General features: G+C 44.7%; 15 protein-coding genes and 4 tRNA genes. 9 read left to right on the top strand and 10 right to left on the bottom strand.

Translation table 11 applies throughout. The features are described 5' to 3' along the window. Positions 1-596 precede the first annotated feature (596 nt). On the top strand, positions 597-968 hold the full coding sequence (locus tag NI467_RS09835) for a hypothetical protein (RefSeq protein WP_174659288.1): 372 nt from the start codon (positions 597-599) through the stop codon (positions 966-968). A gap of 46 nt (positions 969-1,014) precedes the next feature. On the opposite strand, the gene wrbA is transcribed toward NI467_RS09835, so the two are convergent. Further along, a complete protein-coding gene (gene wrbA, locus NI467_RS09830; protein ID WP_174659287.1) occupies positions 1,015-1,611 on the bottom strand; it encodes an NAD(P)H:quinone oxidoreductase in 597 nt (198 codons plus the stop codon). A 112-nt stretch (positions 1,612-1,723) separates the two neighbouring features. On the opposite strand from wrbA, the gene NI467_RS09825 reads away from it, so the two are divergent. Continuing rightward, positions 1,724-2,971: a YihY family inner membrane protein gene (locus NI467_RS09825; RefSeq protein WP_151204921.1), complete on the top strand. Its 1,248-nt coding sequence runs from the start codon at positions 1,724-1,726 to the stop codon at positions 2,969-2,971. 477 nt (positions 2,972-3,448) lie between these two features. Here NI467_RS09825 and NI467_RS09820 read toward each other — a convergent pair whose 3' ends face one another. Both NI467_RS09820 and NI467_RS09815 read right to left on the bottom strand, forming a co-directional pair. Then, a complete protein-coding gene (locus NI467_RS09820; RefSeq protein ID WP_174659286.1) occupies positions 3,449-4,090 on the bottom strand; it encodes a fumarylacetoacetate hydrolase family protein in 642 nt (213 codons plus the stop codon). 26 nt (positions 4,091-4,116) lie between these two features. Continuing rightward, positions 4,117-4,614 carry a YcxB family protein gene (locus NI467_RS09815; RefSeq protein WP_174659285.1) on the bottom strand — a complete coding sequence of 166 codons (498 nt, stop codon included), beginning with the start codon at positions 4,612-4,614 and terminating at the stop codon, positions 4,117-4,119. 519 nt (positions 4,615-5,133) lie between these two features. Here NI467_RS09815 and NI467_RS09810 point away from each other — a divergent pair. Further along, entirely contained in the window at positions 5,134-5,352 is a 219-nt protein-coding gene (locus NI467_RS09810) for a hypothetical protein (protein ID WP_174659284.1), read from the top strand. A gap of 62 nt (positions 5,353-5,414) precedes the next feature. Here NI467_RS09810 and NI467_RS09805 read toward each other — a convergent pair. The 4 genes from NI467_RS09805 to NI467_RS09790 form a co-directional block, all read right to left on the bottom strand. Then, positions 5,415-5,491 (bottom strand) — tRNA-Arg (locus NI467_RS09805). 519 nt (positions 5,492-6,010) lie between these two features. After that, positions 6,011-6,087 (bottom strand) — tRNA-Arg (locus NI467_RS09800). 47 nt (positions 6,088-6,134) lie between these two features. After that, a tRNA-Arg gene (locus tag NI467_RS09795) sits at positions 6,135-6,211 on the bottom strand. Between the two features lie 14 nt (positions 6,212-6,225). Beyond that, positions 6,226-6,315, bottom strand: a tRNA-Ser gene (locus NI467_RS09790). Between the two features lie 262 nt (positions 6,316-6,577). Between NI467_RS09790 and rnr the strand changes: the two genes are divergently transcribed. The 6 genes from rnr to NI467_RS09760 all read left to right on the top strand — a co-directional run bounded on the left by rnr (position 6,578) and on the right by NI467_RS09760 (position 13,416). Next, positions 6,578-9,025, top strand: a complete 2,448-nt coding sequence (gene rnr / locus NI467_RS09785) for a ribonuclease R (protein ID WP_174659283.1) — start codon at positions 6,578-6,580, stop codon at positions 9,023-9,025. Between the two features lie 88 nt (positions 9,026-9,113). Further along, positions 9,114-9,455 carry a hypothetical protein gene (locus NI467_RS09780; protein WP_253152682.1) on the top strand — a complete coding sequence of 114 codons (342 nt, stop codon included), beginning with the start codon at positions 9,114-9,116 and terminating at the stop codon, positions 9,453-9,455. A gap of 269 nt (positions 9,456-9,724) precedes the next feature. Continuing rightward, positions 9,725-11,779, top strand: coding sequence for a M3 family metallopeptidase (locus NI467_RS09775; RefSeq protein ID WP_253152692.1), 2,055 nt, complete (start codon positions 9,725-9,727; stop codon positions 11,777-11,779). Between the two features lie 41 nt (positions 11,780-11,820). Continuing rightward, positions 11,821-12,030 (top strand): YheV family putative zinc ribbon protein, encoded by a 210-nt coding sequence (locus NI467_RS09770; RefSeq protein ID WP_171478860.1) that lies wholly within the window; start codon positions 11,821-11,823, stop codon positions 12,028-12,030. A 15-nt stretch (positions 12,031-12,045) separates the two neighbouring features. Beyond that, positions 12,046-12,474, top strand: coding sequence for a hypothetical protein (locus tag NI467_RS09765; RefSeq protein WP_253152680.1), 429 nt, complete (start codon positions 12,046-12,048; stop codon positions 12,472-12,474). A 57-nt stretch (positions 12,475-12,531) separates the two neighbouring features. Further along, positions 12,532-13,416: a DMT family transporter gene (locus NI467_RS09760; RefSeq protein ID WP_253152678.1), complete on the top strand. Its 885-nt coding sequence runs from the start codon at positions 12,532-12,534 to the stop codon at positions 13,414-13,416. Between the two features lie 426 nt (positions 13,417-13,842). Here the strand turns inward: NI467_RS09760 and NI467_RS09755 are convergent, their stop codons facing one another. The 3 genes from NI467_RS09755 to NI467_RS09745 are packed head-to-tail and all read right to left on the bottom strand — an operon-like array spanning position 13,843 to position 16,754. After that, entirely contained in the window at positions 13,843-15,288 is a 1,446-nt protein-coding gene (locus NI467_RS09755) for an NAD(P)(+) transhydrogenase (Re/Si-specific) subunit beta (RefSeq protein ID WP_151205398.1), read from the bottom strand. Between the two features lie 3 nt (positions 15,289-15,291). Then, the gene (locus NI467_RS09750) at positions 15,292-15,615 is read right to left on the bottom strand and encodes a proton-translocating transhydrogenase family protein (RefSeq protein WP_151205399.1); all 324 of its coding nucleotides are present in this window, start codon (positions 15,613-15,615) and stop codon (positions 15,292-15,294) included. Between the two features lie 11 nt (positions 15,616-15,626). Beyond that, positions 15,627-16,754: a Re/Si-specific NAD(P)(+) transhydrogenase subunit alpha gene (locus NI467_RS09745; protein WP_174659279.1), complete on the bottom strand. Its 1,128-nt coding sequence runs from the start codon at positions 16,752-16,754 to the stop codon at positions 15,627-15,629. Positions 16,755-17,450: the final 696 nt, after the last annotated feature.

The raw sequence follows: 17,450 nt of genomic DNA, 5'->3' as shown, positions 1-17,450 counted from the left end.
GTTTTATCCAACTTATACCCAATACATCTAACAGGAATTAAATCACATAATAAAAAAACTCTAAAAAAACAGGCGCTATTATTCTTTTTATTTTTAAAGATAAGATAAATTATGTTTCTATTTAAACATCTACTTAATAAGTATAAATATCACATTCTATTGAAAATATAGTTAATCAGTCACTATCCAGCTTATTTACAGCCAGATTAACGCAATATACACCTCAGGCTTTGCAGGTTTAGACTTAGATCAATATCTTCCATCTTGAGTCAATCCTTTAAGTCCGACATAAGGATCAGCAGCAATCATTTAAGCACTCTCAGCTTTCAGTCGGATGCTTCATCAAAATCAGTGTTGTGGTTTGATACCGTGTCACCCTTTATTTTTGATATGCAGGGGGGTTACTTGATTGAAATATGAGTTTATTTACAGCTAAGATACAGTGCCTTAGCCTGAATTCATCTAGAATCAAATCAATATAGCAGCTTTCCGATAGAGCATTTATCATGCTTCGCTATACCATTAGCTATAATGAATAATTGATTCATGTGCTTCATAACAGTCATCTACTCTAGATAAACCAATACCAATTGTTGATGGAAAAACCTATGCAATGTCCTAAATGTAGTTCGGCCGACATCGAAAAACGAGACCATGAGCAATTATTAAAAAAAACCGGTGGTGTATTATTAGCTTCAGCAGGAGCGACGGCGGGAACCGTAGGAGGTGCGGCATCCGGAGCTTCGATTGGAGCCGCCATCGGGACAGTTGCCGGGCCTTTGGGCGTGATTGTAGGCGGTACGGTAGGCACCTTTGTTGGAGCCATTAGCGTAGGCATTACTGGTGGAGTGGTAGGCAATTTCCTTGGTAAAAAAGCCGGTGTATCGGTAGACCGTAACCTCTTTTTAGACTACCAGTGCCTAAGCTGCAAACATAGATTTAGCCTAAAAGCTCAAAACACAGACTAAGCCAGTTGAGGAAATGATTTCCTCATTTCCTCTTGAATTTAAACGCTTAACCCTGATGCAGTTTTAAGGCAACTTCGGCCAGTCGTCTACCTTGTACCTCACAAAGAATCTTTTCATCCTGACTTAAGCCTTGATCATGGCGTGGCCCACTGACATGACTGACACCATAAGGCGTGCCACCCGTTTTGGTATTCGATAAGGCGGGCACCGCATTACTCAATCCTATAATCAACATGCCATGATGAAACAAAGGCGGCAGCATGGTCAGCAACGTGCTTTCCTGTCCGCCATGCATTGAGCCTGATGCGGTAAACACACAGGCCGGCTTGCCATGCAAGGCTCCATTCAACCATAGACTGGTGGTCTGATCCCAAAAATATTTCATTTCAGAGGCCATATTGCCAAAACGTGTCGGCGAACCTAAGGCCAGACCTGAACATTGCGCCAGTTCCTCAATCGTACAGTAAATATCCCCTTCTGCCGGAATACTGGGTTCCGCCTGAGTGACCACGGTGGCAAGATTTGGAACAGTCCGGATTTTTACTGCCATGCCTGCGGCTTCTACACCATTTGCAATCAAATGTGCCATTTCTTTGGTCGAGCCATATTTGCTGTAATATAAAACAAGGATATAAGGTTGCATGCTGACTCTTATTCATTACTAAAAAATAAAACTATACGGTATTTTGCATCTTTTTTGGTTAAGCTGGTCAGGGAAAATACATGATGACTAGAAAAATCGAGATTGAGTACAGATGATTTTGGATTATATAAAGAAGTTACCTTTTTATGAGAAACACTGGTTTCAATTTATTCTGTTTGTCCTTGGCCGCTTTGAACATGATCGTTGCCGGGAACAGGCGGGTTCATTAACCTATACCACCCTATTTGCGGTGGTGCCTATGCTGACAGTCTTTCTGGTCATTATCTCCTCCATTAAAGCCCTGGAGCCAGCCCGACAACAGTTACAACAGCTGATTTATAGTAACTTTTTACCCAAAACCACGATTGCTTTTGACAAGGCACTCAGTGCATTTACTGATAAATCCAGCAATTTAACCGTGATTGGTGTGCTGTTTTTATTTGTGACCACCATCCTGATGCTCAGCAGCATTGAAACTGCCTTTAACCGGATCTGGCGGGTCAATAAAACTCGTGGTGGACTCATAGGCTTTATGCGTTACTGGACCATTATCTCGCTTGGCCCCATTTTACTAGGCAGTGCCTTTGTCATTTCCTCAACTTTGGCTTCACTCAATGTCCTGAGCAATAATTTTACCGGATATGAATTGAATGGAACTTTTCTACTCTGGATCATTTCTTTTTCTTTAACGGTCTTGGGCTTTTTTATTTTAAACTGGACCATTCCCAACCGAAGTGTACCGATCAAATCCGCCCTGATTGCGGGCCTGTTTAGTGCAAGCGTATTTGAGCTGCTCAAGAACCTGTTTGGTTTTGTGATGACCAACTTTACCAGCTACGAAATTATCTATGGTGCTTTTGCAGCCATACCGATTTTTCTGCTGTGGATTTATCTGTCATGGAATATTATCCTGCTGGGCGTAGAGATTAGTTATGCCCTGACCGCTTTTGAATCTGGCCGTGACTGCAAACGCCATCCGATGATTATATTGCTGGATTTACTGGCACTATTTTATAAAAAACAAAAAACGGGTGAATGTGTCAGTGAAGCCGAAGCACTCGAGGTTTTGGGACAGGACGAAATTGGACGCTGGCCTAGCTATGTGGACATGTTTGAAAAACAGAATCTGATCAAATGCACCGAGGATAATCAATATGTGCTGGTACGTGACCTGGATCAGGTGAGTTTCTGGAATTTTTATTTACAGTTGCCTTATCCTCTGCCGCACAAGCAGCATCTGAATGATCCTGCCGCAGAGGAAATATGGATGCAGAAACTTTCTTCTAATATTTTGGCCACCGATCAATATCTGGAAGATAAGTTGAGTTTTCCATTATCTGACCTGTTCCGGAATAAATAAACAAGACAACCCCTCTCTCTGGAGAGGGGTTTTCCGATCTATGAGGTTAACTCTTTAGAGATTTTCAGCCAATTACAGCACCAGTGGGCAGAAATAGCTTATGTAGAAGCACATGTACGCCCCATAAAGTTAAGGCTGTGAGAAGGGAAAGAATCGGCACAGAACCTAAGGCGATCTATCAGAGGGCAGTAATATTGCTGGCCGCCGATTTAAGATCACCTGCTGTAATCCCTAGAAGCCACATAATAAAACATGAGGGCAAATGCTTTAACCTCTAAGGCCTGATAATGGTTGATTGATAACCTTGCTTTTCACTTGAAGGAAAATACGATCAAAGCAGCAACAATCCAATATAGACTTTAAAAATATTGAAGCGCTGACTCAAAGCATATAGCTTTGGCCACGATCGGCTTCTCCTGACTCCATGATGATCATAAAAAAAGGAGCCTTTTGGCTCCTTGATCTAAACATCAGGCCTTATTTCACAAAAGTTGACCATAGATAGTCTTTTTCTTTGCCTTTCAGGGTCATGTTCAGCCGGTCACCGAATTGCAGGGCAGCAACACCGGCTGGCGTACCGGTCATCACCACATCTCCGGCTTCCAGCGTAAATACCTGACTGATCTCGACCAGTAAGGTAGCAAGATCAAAAATCAATAAAGCCGTATCGCCTGTTTGACGCCGCTCGTTATTGATGTCAAGCGTATACTGCACATCTTTCCAGTCCGTGATCACATCCGCTACAGGTACCCAGTCCGCCAGCATACAGGAACCATCAAAGGCTTTGGCACGCTCCCAAGGCTGGCCTTTTTTCTTGAGCTCATCCTGAAGGTCACGCAGGGTCAAATCCAGGCCAAGCGTCACAGCGCCAATCGCCTCTAATACTTTGGCAGGATCGCTTTCCTGAGTTAAAGTGCGATCAATACGCAAACTCAACTCACACTCATAGTGGCAGTTGCCCCAAGCCGGATTCCATGTAATTCCCGCATCCAGCGACCTTAAGGCGCTCGGCGGCTTGATAAACAGGACAGGACGATCAGGTACTGCATTCCCCAATTCTTTGGCATGATCTGCATAGCTGCGACCCACACAGACAATTTTTGATGGACGGGTACTCATGATCTGGTTCCTTATCTTGATCTGTCTTATTGCTTGAAAGTATTTTCGAAAAGGCTTTGTTCAGTTGTATCTTTAAAAGCACGCTTAGGGATAATGATAACTGTACGGTTTTTCAGTTCCAGCATATAGGTCAGTTTACCCATCGCAAAAGTTTGTACTTCATTATAATGCACGATCTTGCTGCGTCCATTATTAAAGATTGCCGCATAGTCCTGAAACAGGTCAATCCCCTGCTCACTTTTGCCAAACTGATATTTAATAAACTGGCGTTTGAACATCATCGGTAAAAACCAGTAACGCATAATTGCCTGCAATATCAGGAAAAAGGCCCCAAGTGCCACATAATAGCGCCCGACCCCATCAAAACCCATGGAAAAACCCCAGATAATAATCCCGATACTGACCAAAGGGGTCAGAAAACGGCTGATCTGCTTTTTGCCAAAAGTGGCCAAGGCAAATCCATCCTGAGACTCCTCCAGAGTCAGAAAATAGCGGGTCGATAAGGTTGGTGCTGACTCAGTCATAGCGTCACATCAAAAAATATAATCCTGTTCCATACTATAACAAAATATGCTTAAAACTCATGGCTTATGCGCTTAATTACATAACTTTGCTTTGGAAATAACAGGATTTTAGTTTAGACAAATCCTCATTAAATCAAAAACACTTGCCTAGGCGATGGAATGAAAAGATTAACACCCTATTTAGTGATCAGTAGCGTATTCCCGATACCCCTATCTGCTTTTGCAAAAATTATCTTATGTACAGCCAATCTGCCCAATAAGCTTGATATATTTCAGCGTAATGCCCAGTAACTGGCTGAATTGACGGGCGCAGGCCGCCTGATTTATGCATAGCCAGCCCCTAGAATCCTTTTGTCGATCGTTAAGACCAGCACCAGTCTAAGGCTCAGCTTTATAGCGAAGCCATCGTCCGACATCTTGTCTTAATATCAATCAAAGTCATTGACCAGCAGGCGGCTATTCAGCAGAAATATCAGCTACCTCCCAATTCCGGTATTAAATTTTAAAGTAAATGGGCTAATGCAACGTCATTTAGGAGAGCCTCGCATCAGCATCCTGATGCTGGATGCGCCGATTTCTTATGGCGCTGACAAACTAGAATGGTTGGCTCTCAGTCCGAATAAAATGCTGGTGACCGTAAAGCAGTGGGGTGATCGGCATCAGCCGCAAGGTGTGCTACTCAATAAAATTAAAATCTTGATGTTTGTTGTTATTATTGATTTTTTGTATAAATATTAAAAAAAACATAGACCAAAAAAAACCGCATCAATGTGCGGTTTTTTCAAAATTCTTATCAAGATTGGTGCGCTCAGAGAGATTCGAACTCCCGACCCCTTAGTTCGTAGCCAAGTGCTCTATCCAGCTGAGCTATGAGCGCGACGTCTTGATGGGGTGCATTATATAGAGTTTTTATCAGTTGTTAAGTGTTTTTAATAAAATTAAAACTGAACGTACAGTAATTAAACGATACGAGCCTATTTAAGTTTTTTAAAGAATATTTCTGCAAATTTAGAGCTAAAAGCAATAACTCACATCTGGCAAAATCCAAGAATTGACCAAGTTAATATTTAATTCAATTAAAATCTATTTTTACTCAGATGCTGAATACATAATTGATCGATTCCACGATCAGGACATTTTGTCAGACCGAATGCTCCAGATTCATAGACAATATATTTATTGATTTTCTTACTTCCTGACCAGTACTCGACATGTTTGGGGACAGCAAGCTTTAAAACTTTGAACGGTATGTTTACCAACCAGAAGATCGCCGGCTGCCTGTATCACGCCATCTAGGCTTGGAAACGCCTGAGCATTATTTTTAGCATGAATTTTTTGGGATACGGTGAATTTTGGGCACAAAAAAACCGCTTTGCAAGCGGTTGATTGTTCAAGTTGGTGCGCTCAGAGAGATTCGAACTCCCGACCCCTTAGTTCGTAGCCAAGTGCTCTATCCAGCTGAGCTATGAGCGCGTAACTTGTTTGCCTGATTGGCGATACGTTATTCTTGCTGTACTTATTGGTGCGCTCAGAGAGATTCGAACTCCCGACCCCTTAGTTCGTAGCCAAGTGCTCTATCCAGCTGAGCTATGAGCGCGACATAAGTAAGCGTGGCGGTGAGAGAGGGATTCGAACCCTCGATACAGTTGCCCGTATGCGTCCTTAGCAGGGACGTGGTTTCAGCCACTCACCCATCTCACCGTAACGTGCGGCCATAATACAAATTTCAGCATGGCACTGCAAGCACAGCTTGAAAAAAAAATGCAGTTTTTTGATCGTTTACATACTTTTTAAACAATTTCACTGGTTTTCATCAATTTTTTGCTAGAAAATCCTTGGATATTTCCCATTATCTGTAATGCAGCACCAACCGAAAGCTTAAATAGATTATTGCAATCATTTACGTGCAGTCTGCGCGTACATGACTTATGCTAAACCTACCTCTTAGGACAAATTTAAAGACATGATGAAAAACTGGGTCGATCCTGAAGCAAAAGCTGAAGCCGAACGTTATGAGAACCCGATTCCGAGCCGTACGCTCATTCTCGAAACTATAGAAAAAAATAACGCCCAGTCCCATGCAGACCTGGTGGAATATTTTGAAATTGCTGATCAAAAAAGTATTGAGGCCCTCAGTCATCGCATGATCGCCATGGTGCGTGATGGGCAACTGATGAAAGACGGTTATAAATTCCAGATTGCCACAGAACAGCCCGAATACGAAGCTACGGTATATATCAACTCTAAAGGGATGGGAACGGCGAACATCTCAGGTCAGGACGACCTGCTTCTACCTGAGCGTGAACTGCGTCAGGTTTTTCATGGTGACCGCATCAAGGTGCGTCAGACTTCGATTGATCGTAAAGGCAAGGCCTGGGGCTTTATTACCGACATTATGCAGCACCGCGTAAAACAGGTCATCGGTAAAGTGGCAGAGTATGAAGGTGAATATTTTGTACAACCTGCGCCCCCGAATGCCCATCAACCGATTACTCTTGAAAAAGAGCTGATCGAGCATGCTCAGGTCAAAGTCGGTGATTCGATCCGGGTGGCGATTGACCATTATCCGACCAAGGAAGAATTTGCTACCGGACATATTGTCCAGTCGATGGCGGATCGGGCCGATACTGAAATCATTATTCCGCAAACCATTCTGGAATATGGCCTGCCCTATGAGTTTCCGGAAGAAGTCATCCATGAGGCTGAAAGCTTTAAAGAGCCGACAGCCAAAGACCGCGAAGGCCGGGTCGATTTACGTGATCTGGCGCTGGTGACCATTGATGGTGAAGATGCTCGTGACTTTGATGATGCGGTATATGCAGAAAAACGCCCGGGCGGTGGTTATCGGGTGGTCGTGGCCATTGCCGATGTTAGCCATTATGTCCGTCCAGGCAAGCCACTGGATGATGAAGCCAAAGAGCGTGGTACATCTGTGTATTTCCCGCATTTTGTCTTGCCGATGTTGCCAGAGGCATTATCCAATGGACTATGTTCTTTAAATCCGGATGTTGACCGTCTCTGCATGGTCTGTGACTTAAAGCTGTCACGTGCTGGCCGGGTAACTGGATATGAGTTCTATCCGTCAGTGATGCACTCCAAAGCACGTCTGACCTATGATCAGGTGGCTGCATACTTTGAAGGCGACAGCACAGCTATTACCGAAGACCGTAATGTACGTAAATCGCTCAACACGCTATTTCAGCTTTATCAAGTGCTTAAAGGCTTACGTGCCGAACGGCATGCGATGGAATTTGAAACCGTCGAAACCTATATGACTTTTGATGAGCTGGGCGGAATCAAGGAAATTTTGCCACGCACCCGTAATGATGCTCACAAGCTGATTGAAGAATGCATGCTGCTCGCCAATGTCGCGGCGGCTGAATATGCCCTCAAGCATGAAGTACCGATGCTGTATCGCGTCCATGAAGCGCCCGAGTTTTCACGCATCCAGAAAGTACGTGAGTTTGTCAAACTTCTGGGCCTGCAATTTCCAGAACAACCCACCCAAGCCGATTATCAGGCGGTGATTGAAGCCACCAAGGACCGGATTGATGCACCTAGTATTCATGCCGTGTTATTGCGCTCAATGATGCAGGCTTATTATGGTGCCAAGAATGCGGGGCATTATGGTCTGGCTTATGAAGCATATACGCATTTTACTTCGCCAATTCGCCGCTACCCTGACCTGCTTCTGCATCGTGCGATCAAGACCCATCTGGCACAAAAACCGTACCCGGTGTCAGGTGCCGCTTTAGATGATGCAGGCGAGCATTTCTCGGCCGCAGAACGCCGTGCCGACGAAGCTTCCCGCTCTGTGACGACCTGGCTGAAATGTCACTATATGCAGCAACATCTGGGTGATGAGTTTATCGGGGTGATCAGCGCCACTGCTGAATTCGGCCTGTTTGTCACGCTCAAAGACCTGTATGTTGATGGGATGATCCATGTTAGCCAGCTCGGTGATGACTTCTTTGTCTTCGATCAGGCCAGTCAGAATCTGATCGGACAAAACCGGGGACAGGTCTTTGGTCTGGGTGATGAGGTGAAAATCAAAGTAGCCGGTGTCAATTTGGCAGAACGTAAGATTGATTTTGAATTAGTCCAGCAACTGACCCATGCAGGTCGGGCGATTCGTGTCCGTGCACCACGTGTGGCCGACAAGAAACCGCTATCGCGCCCTGCAGCGACCGAAGAAGTCTTTGGCAAAAGTGAGCGTGAGTCGCGCTCCAGTCTGAACGCAGATGGGGAACAGCCCATACGACGCAAAAAAGCTAAAGGAAAACCCAGCTCTTACAGTCAAAAACCTGCTAAAAAATCTGCAGCAAAGTCTGAAGCAAAGGCTAAAGATAAAGTAAAGAAAAAAGCCAAGGCCAAAAAGAAAAAGTCCAATGCAAAATCCCAGGGTGAATAGTTTTCACCGAGGGTAATATAAAAAAGAGTGCTAAGGCGCTCTTTTTTATATCTATAATTAAAATATTAAAATAGGAGAAATTATAAAAATGGATACCCTAACTATTTTTACTTTGATCACTTCTTTAATGGCTCTACTCCTAACCTACGCAGTATTTAAGTCCAATCAGCAACCACAACTTATTATTTTTGCTACCCCTCATTCTGGGAAAGAGTCTGTAATTCAACTTCATGTTAAAAATATTGGAAAATCTATTGCTCATAATATAAAAATATCTAGTGATCGACCGATCCCGCGCGCGGCATTTGGAATTAAAAAATTAAATTCTGAAAAACAAGATTTTAAAGCTGGTATTTTTAAAAAATGGAGTCAAAGTATTTCCACCCAATCAAAGCTAGATATACGATTGGGGGCAATACGGCGGCCTTAGAGATGCTTTAGACAATAATCCTATTCTCATAAAAGCCACATATTGGTATCAACATCCTCTAAACGTATGGAAAACTCAAATCACTAATATTTCCATTATCGATATAAATGAGCTAGCAGCCTTACCCTCATCTGAGGGTGGGTTGATTGAACAACTGCAACATATTAATAAAGAATTGAAAATATTAAATACAAAGCTAGAGAAAAAACTTTAACCACCTTGATTTCCCCAATCAAAGGCCCTACATCTAGATTCAATACAGAAAATTAATTTGGCAGACCAACATGACTTTAGAAAAGGCAACTTTGCCTGTTCCACAATTTGATCAGATTACCCTAGAAGAACTCCAACAAAAGATTGAAAGCTGTATTGCTGAAGGTCAAAAATTCCTGAATGAACTCACTGAAACGCCGGAGTCAGCTCAGGCACAGCTTGCGATTTTGCAACATGTCGACACACTTGAAAATAATATGAGTGAATCTTGGGGGGTGTTGTCACATCTCAATGCGGTGATGAATAATTCCGAAACCCGTGAAGTCTACCAAGCTTTATTACCGGGTTTAAGTGAATACTATACTCAGCTCGGCCAACATACGGCCCTTTATCAGACCTATCAGCATGTGCATGATGCAGCTGAGTTCGCAAATCTGTCTGCCGCACAGCAAAGTGCAGTCAAGCTGGCTCTTCGTGACTTTAAGTTGTCCGGTGTCGCTCTGGAAGGTGAGGCCAAAAAACGTTATGCAGACATTTCCGCACGTTTATCCCAGCTTTCTTCGGACTTTTCCAATCATGTGCTGGATGCGACTCAAGCCTACTTCCGGCCATTAAATGAAGATGAGCTGGCAGGTTTATCGGCAAGCCATATTGAACTGCTTAAACAATATGGCAAACAGCATGAACTGGATCAGCCAGTGGCGACCTTAGATTTTCCGTCTTATCTGGCCATCATGACCCATGCTGAAAACCGCAGTCTGCGCGAGGAAATCTATAAAGCCTATACCACACGTGCTTCAGATCAGTCCGATAAGTCTGAGTTTGACAATACCCCTGTGATGGAAGAAATCTTAAGTCTGCGTCAGGAAATGGCTGCGCTCCTCGGCTTTAACAATTATGCTGAATATTCTCTGGCCAGTAAAATGGCGCCCAGTGTCGATGCTGTAGATGATTTTTTACGTGATCTGGCAGCGCATGCGCGTGCCCCGGCTGAAAAAGAAATTGCTGAACTGAAAGCGATTGCAGCGGAAGACGGCATTACTGACTTACAGCCTTGGGACAGTGGTTATTATTCAGAAAAGTTGAAAATGCAGCAGTTTAACCTGTCTCAGGAAGCACTAAAGCCGTATTTCCCTGCACCGAAAATCCTGCAAGGTCTGTTCAGTATTGTGAACCGTTTATACGGCATTCAGGTCATTGAACGTGAAGCACCCGTCTGGCATCCAGATGCGCGTTATTTTGAACTGGAAGATCAAGGTGAGGTGATTGGCGGTTTCTATTTCGACCTGTATGCCCGTCAGGGTAAACGCGGTGGTGCCTGGATGAGCGGCTTCCGTTCACGGATGCAAACTGCAAATGGCCTACAAAAACCGATTTGCTATATGGTGGGTAACTTTACCCCACCGGTAGGCAATCGCCCTGCCTTATTAACCCATGATGAAGTCATCACCCTGTTCCATGAGTTTGGCCATGGCCTGCACCACATGCTGACCGAAGTCGACAATATTGCGGTGGCAGGGACTCACGGCGTAGCTTGGGATGCTGTCGAATTGCCAAGCCAGTTTATGGAATTTTGGGCCTGGGATCAGGAAAGTCTGGACTTGCTCAGTGCACACATTGAAACCCAGGCATCCTTACCAGCAGAGCTGCTGAAATCCTTGCTGGATGCCCGTTTTTTCCAGTCAGGTATGCAGACATTGCGTCAGCTTGAATTTGCCTTATTTGATTTAAGCATCCACCGTGCCCATCCGGCCCTCAATGCCGAGCAGATTCAGAACTGCCTGAATGAGATCCGTCAAAAATATGCGGTCTTGCCTACCACTACCTATAACCGTTTTCAGCACAGCTTCAGTCATATTTTCGCAGGCGGCTATGCAGCTGGCTATTATTCATACAAATGGGCAGAGGTTTTGGCCAGTGATGCCTTTGAACGCTTCGAACATGAAGGCATTTTTAACACTGAAACCGGAAAGCAGTTTAGACAGAATATTCTAGCAGTTGGCGGAAAAGATCAGGCACTTGATGCATTTATCAATTTCCGCGGACGCGAGCCAAAAATAGATGCGTTACTACGTCATCAAGGTTGGACGAACGCGTCTAAAAACGCTTAAACTAGGTTTTTTAAGTTGATCACAAGGTGAGTATGATGACCATTAAACGTCGTTTCATTGCAGGCGCAAAATGTCCAAAATGCCAGGCACTGGACCGGGTTGTCATGCTGACCTCTGGTGAAAATGAGTGGATTGAATGTATCGAGTGTGGTTATGAAGAAAACCGCCCGACGCATATCGATCAACCTGAAACACCAGCTGCTCCGGATGAAGTCGGTGTGGTTCAGTTTAAACCTCGTTCAGCAAAATAAAATCGGGTTCAAGCGATGTCAGTAGAACAAAGGAATAATCCTAAACTTTTGATAGGAATCATTGGGGCTTTAAGTGCTGTGGCAATATTGGTCGTGGTTTATCAATGGCTAAATCATGCGCCCGCAGCCACCACTGAACAGGAACAGACTGTGATCACTCGTCCAGCGGCTCCACCTGTGGCTGAGCCACTTCAGGAATCTGCTGGCCGCCAGAACGAATCCGCAGCACCACAGGTTCTGGTGACGGACGATATTATGAACACAGCCGTTCCGACCACGCCTGCACTGGCCAAAGAAGAAGTAGCCAAACTGGAAGATCTGCAAGCCCAGCTCAACGACCAGAAAGCGACCTTAGAAGCTCAGCATAATGATGCCGACCAGCTGATTCAGTTAAAGGAAGAACAGATCAAGCTACTTGAAGCCCAACTGGCACACAGCCAATAAGCCTTTCATACTCCATTTCGGCTAGAATAGTTTCAATCTTCTAGCCCTCTGAGTTTCATGTCCACTCCTCCCACTTCGCATCTGCTTAAAGCGATTTTGTTGCTGACCTGCTCTGCTCTGCTGTTTTCAATGATGGGTGTGTGTATCCGCTATGCCTCACAAACTATAGACAATGCCACTGTGGTCTTTTTCCGCAATGTGGTTGGATTGTTTATTTTTCTCCCACTGATTTTAAATAAGGGAGTTGGTTTTTTCCGGACAGAAAAAATCTGGATGCATATCTGGCGCTCTGTGGTCGGATTGATGGCTATGTATGGCTTCTTTTATGCCATTGCCCATTTGAAACTTTCAAATGCCATGGTCTTTACCTATTCTTCTCCTATTTTTATTCCTTTAATTGCCTGGCTATTTTTAAAGGAGAAAGTCACAGCCAGTATGATCGTCGCTGCCAGTATTGGTCTGGTAGGTGTCATCTGTGTGGCCAAACCTGATACCGGACTGTTTAACCTGATGGCTGTCATTGGCTTGGGAGCAAGTTTTCTGGCCGCCATGGCGTTTGTGACGGTACGTGCTCTAACTCAGACCGAGCCTCCGGAACGCATTGTGTTTTATTTCTGTCTGATCGGCAGCTTAATTTCGGTCATTCCCATGTTTTGGTTCTGGCGCCCTTACAGCCTGACTGAATTGGGCTATTTGATTACCGCCGGACTTCTGGCCAATATCAGCCAGCTCTTTATGTCCACAGCCTATAAACTGGCCCCTGCGGGACAGATTGGTCCGGTCAATTATATTGCGATTGTCTTTGCGGGCCTCTGGGGCTACGTGTTCTGGCATGAAGTACCGGATTTTTCCAGCCTGCTGGGGTTGAGTCTGATTTTCTGCGCAGTCTTACTCTGTAGTCCGCTATTACAAAGCAAACTTAACCGGGCTAAACCCTCTTAGACCAAACCCATTTCTCTCAAATCTAAGACTGTATGCACTATACAGCTGCACTATATCCATGTCGGGTTTTATAGTGTCCGGTCACTCAAAAAATAGATCATCAGAGCTATTGTTTTGAAAAAAAATAAATTACATTTTTTGATAAAGAAACCTTATACCATACTGAACACCGCTGCTACTCACAACAGACCTGTATGCTGACAGGATACAAATCTGTGGCATCTTCCAACTGAAGACCTGTGCGAAAACCGGAATAAAAAAAATCGGCACCACCCGCCGCACTATAAAAATACTTTTATATTTGGCCTTGCTCTTCTTCTCCTTCAGCCAGCCATAGAGACAATTAAAGATAAAAAAACCACCCGAAGGTGGTTCTTAGTCTTACTCAGCCTTTCTTTAAAAAGAAGGGAGAGGGTTATGACAAGATTAGTGACCTGTCCCGTTAATAGCTTTGGTCATGTCTTCAACCACTTTTTTCGCATCACCAAAGATCATCATGGTTTTATCATTATAGAACAGGTCATTATCCAGACCGGCATAACCAGTGGCCATAGAGCGCTTGATCACCATGATGGTACGTGCCTTATGCGCTTCCAGAATTGGCATACCGTAAATTGGAGAACTTGGATCATCTTTTGCTGCCGGGTTCACAACGTCGTTTGCACCAATCACCAGTACGACATCAGTTGCCGGGAAGTCCGAGTTAATCTCGTCCATTTCCAGAATATCCTCATAAGGCACATCTGCCTCAGCAAGCAGTACGTTCATGTGACCTGGCATACGACCTGCAACCGGATGAATCGCGAAACGAACTGTTACGCCCTGCTCTTTCAGCAAGTTTGCCAGCTCTTTGACCGCATTTTGCGCACGGCCTTGTGCCATACCATAACCCGGTACAATGACTACGCTGTCCGCATTTGACATCAGGAAGCCGGCATCATCTGCTGAACCTGAACGGTGGTTACGCTGTACTTGCTCGCCCGCTGCTGCTGCCAGTGCAGCACCGCCACCCATCGCTCCACCAAACAGTACGTTGATAATGGAACGGTTCATGGCTTTACACATGATGTAAGACAGAATCGCACCAGAGGAACCGACCAATGAACCTGCAACAATCAGCATGTTGTTTTCTAGCGTGAAACCAATGCCTGCCGCTGCCCAGCCTGAGAATGAGTTCAACAGAGAAACCACAACCGGCATGTCACCCCCACCCACTGGGGCAATCCACACCCAGCCAAAGGCTAGCGCAAGAGCTGTCATGATCCAGAAAGCGTTCATATTACCGGTCAGGAAGAAGTAAACCCCTGCTGCCAGCATGGCAATAAAGATTAGTGCCTGAACCGGTTTGACCCAGCCACCTGAAATGGTTTTGGCCCATTTTTTTGCCGCCAGTTTACCGTAGGCAAATACAGATGCAGTAAAGGTAATCGCTCCGACGAAACAGCCTACAAACAGTTCAAATAAATGAACCTTGCTCATTTCATGGAAAGTCACACCATTGGCTGTCAACAGGTCTGGACCCAGTTCAGCCAGCTTGTTGTTATGGATAATCGCGGCGACAGCAATCAGTACCGCTGCCAGACCCACCAAAGAGTGCATCAAAGCTACTGTTTCCGGCATTTGGGTCATGGGCACAGTACGTGCACGCGCAATTCCTACAACCCCACCCAGCAGCATAGCTCCAACAATCATCCAGATCACAGGATTATCAGCCACAAAGAAAGTGGTGATCACTGCAATTGCCATGGCAATCATGCCGTAGCGGTTACCTGCAATCGCAGTTTTAGGGCCCGACAAACCTCGTAGCGTTAAGATGAAAAGTACGGCACCTACCAGGTAGAACCAATCCGCATAGTCTTTAATAAATTCCATGGATTAGCCCTCTTTCTTTTTTTGCTTCGGTTTGAACATTTCCAGCATCCGTGCAGTCACGGCAAAGCCACCAAAAATATTGATGCTGGCCAGAAATACCGCAATCGCACCCAGTACACTGACCACATTGATGGTCTGGAAATGTACGCTGCCTTCTACGCCCACCATTGGCAAGCCAACAGTTTGAATCATCGCTCCTACGATGATGATCGAAGACAAGGCATTGGTCACCGCCATCAAGGGGGTATGCAGTGCAGGAGTTACGCCCCAAACCACGTAGTAACCCACGAAGATGGCCAGGACAAAAATCGTAATTGTTTCAACCATGAGTCTGCTCCTTAACCACGTTTTAACAGCACTTGGCCGCCGTGAGTGACAAGTAGGGCTTTTTGAATTTCATCTTCCTGATTCAGAACAAAGTTCTTCTCAGCATCAAAAAGGGTTTCTACAAAGTTATAGACGTTACGTGCATAGAGCGCTGATGCTTCAGTCGATACCGTCGATGGAATATTGGGTACACCCAGAATCTTCACACCGTTTTCAGTGACAACAGTTTCGCCGCACTTTGAACCTTCAACGTTACCGCCGGATTCCACCGCCATATCCAGAATCACGGAACCCGGTTTCATCTTGGCTACAGTTTCAGCTCGGATTAAACGCGGTGCATCACGGCCTGGCAATAGCGCAGTGGTAATCACGATATCTGCATTCGATACCGCTTTATCGACAATAATGGCCTGATCCTGGATGTACTGTTCACCCGGCATCCACCCATAACCATTTTTGGCAGCATCTGCCGCTTTTTGTTGCTCTTCAGCAGACATCGGTACGTCTAACCATTTACCACCTAACGATTCAACCTGATCTTTGGCAGTTGGACGCAGGTCTGTGGCTTCAACGATGGCACCCAAACGCTTCGCGGTCGCAATCGCTTGCAGACCAGCCACCCCGACCCCCATGATCACCACACGGGCCGGTTTCACCGTACCCGCAGCAGTCATCAGCATTGGAAACATGCGCTGGTATTCAGCAGCCGCCAAAAGCACAGACTTATAGCCTGCCAGGTTGGCTTGCGATGACAATACGTCCATGTTTTGCGCACGGGACAAAGTCCGCGGCAAAAGCTCAAGTGCAAATGCAGACACATTCTGTGCCGCGAACTGGTCAAGCTCGGTATTGCGGTATGGATCAAACATTGCCACCACCGTGGTATTGGCGGACAGCTTCTGAATTTCCTCACCTTTCGGTGCACGAACTTTCAAAATCATCTGGCTACCGGTGTAGGCATCATCCGTAATTTTGGCGCCAACTTGCTCATAGGCACTGTCAATATAGGCAGCTTTTAGCCCTGCACCACGTTCGATCACCACACTATGACCAGCGCTGATCAATTTCTTTACTGTCTCAGGCGTCGCAGCGACGCGATTTTCACCGATGACAGTTTCGGCTGGAATTCCAATCTGCATGAGCGTTCCTCAAGCTAATTTTTCTTAAGTAAACATCGTGATTGACGATGTTTCCCCTCAGGATGTGTTTTTGTTGAATTTTTGGATTCTAAATAAACTTCTAGAAAATACTACCTATTATTTATTTAATAAATACCCATATTTTGAACTGATGATTCATAAAAATGATGGTTTCATATAATATTCTTCAGTTCGGCCTTATGTTTTGATTTGCCGAATTTATAAACGATATTTATTTTTTTGAAGAATAAACCAGCTTTCTTGTCTTTTAAGCACCTCCAGTATTCTGATTTATTTTGTTACATTGATTATTCTGACAAAAAAATTGATGTTTCTAGCTCGGTCGGGTATTTTCCCAAAGCTCTGCTAAAGCCCCTAATAGGGTACTTTTTCCGGCATGTGGGGTTGAGTTTTTGACTTTTTTGACAACTTTAGGCTGATCTTTCCAGCAAAGACGTTTGCATAAAAACCCTCTGTTTTCCTATAACTTTTTAGGCGTTTACTTATAAAAAATATGAATTAATTGTGATAAGTCCGGCTTATTTTTATGACTTGGACGCATGCGATGTAAGTCTAAAACTGAAGGCTGAACCCTTGAAAAAATATTCTGAACTATTTCCTGAATTAATACTCAATCCCCAGGTTAAATCTCTACTCCTGCTCTTTTGCACCAAAGTTGGGCGAAGAGTGATCCAG

The organism is Acinetobacter sp. S4397-1 (assembly GCF_024129285.1).
Classification (GTDB): domain Bacteria; phylum Pseudomonadota; class Gammaproteobacteria; order Pseudomonadales; family Moraxellaceae; genus Acinetobacter; species Acinetobacter lwoffii_C.
This window is presented reverse-complemented; position numbering and strand designations above follow the sequence as displayed.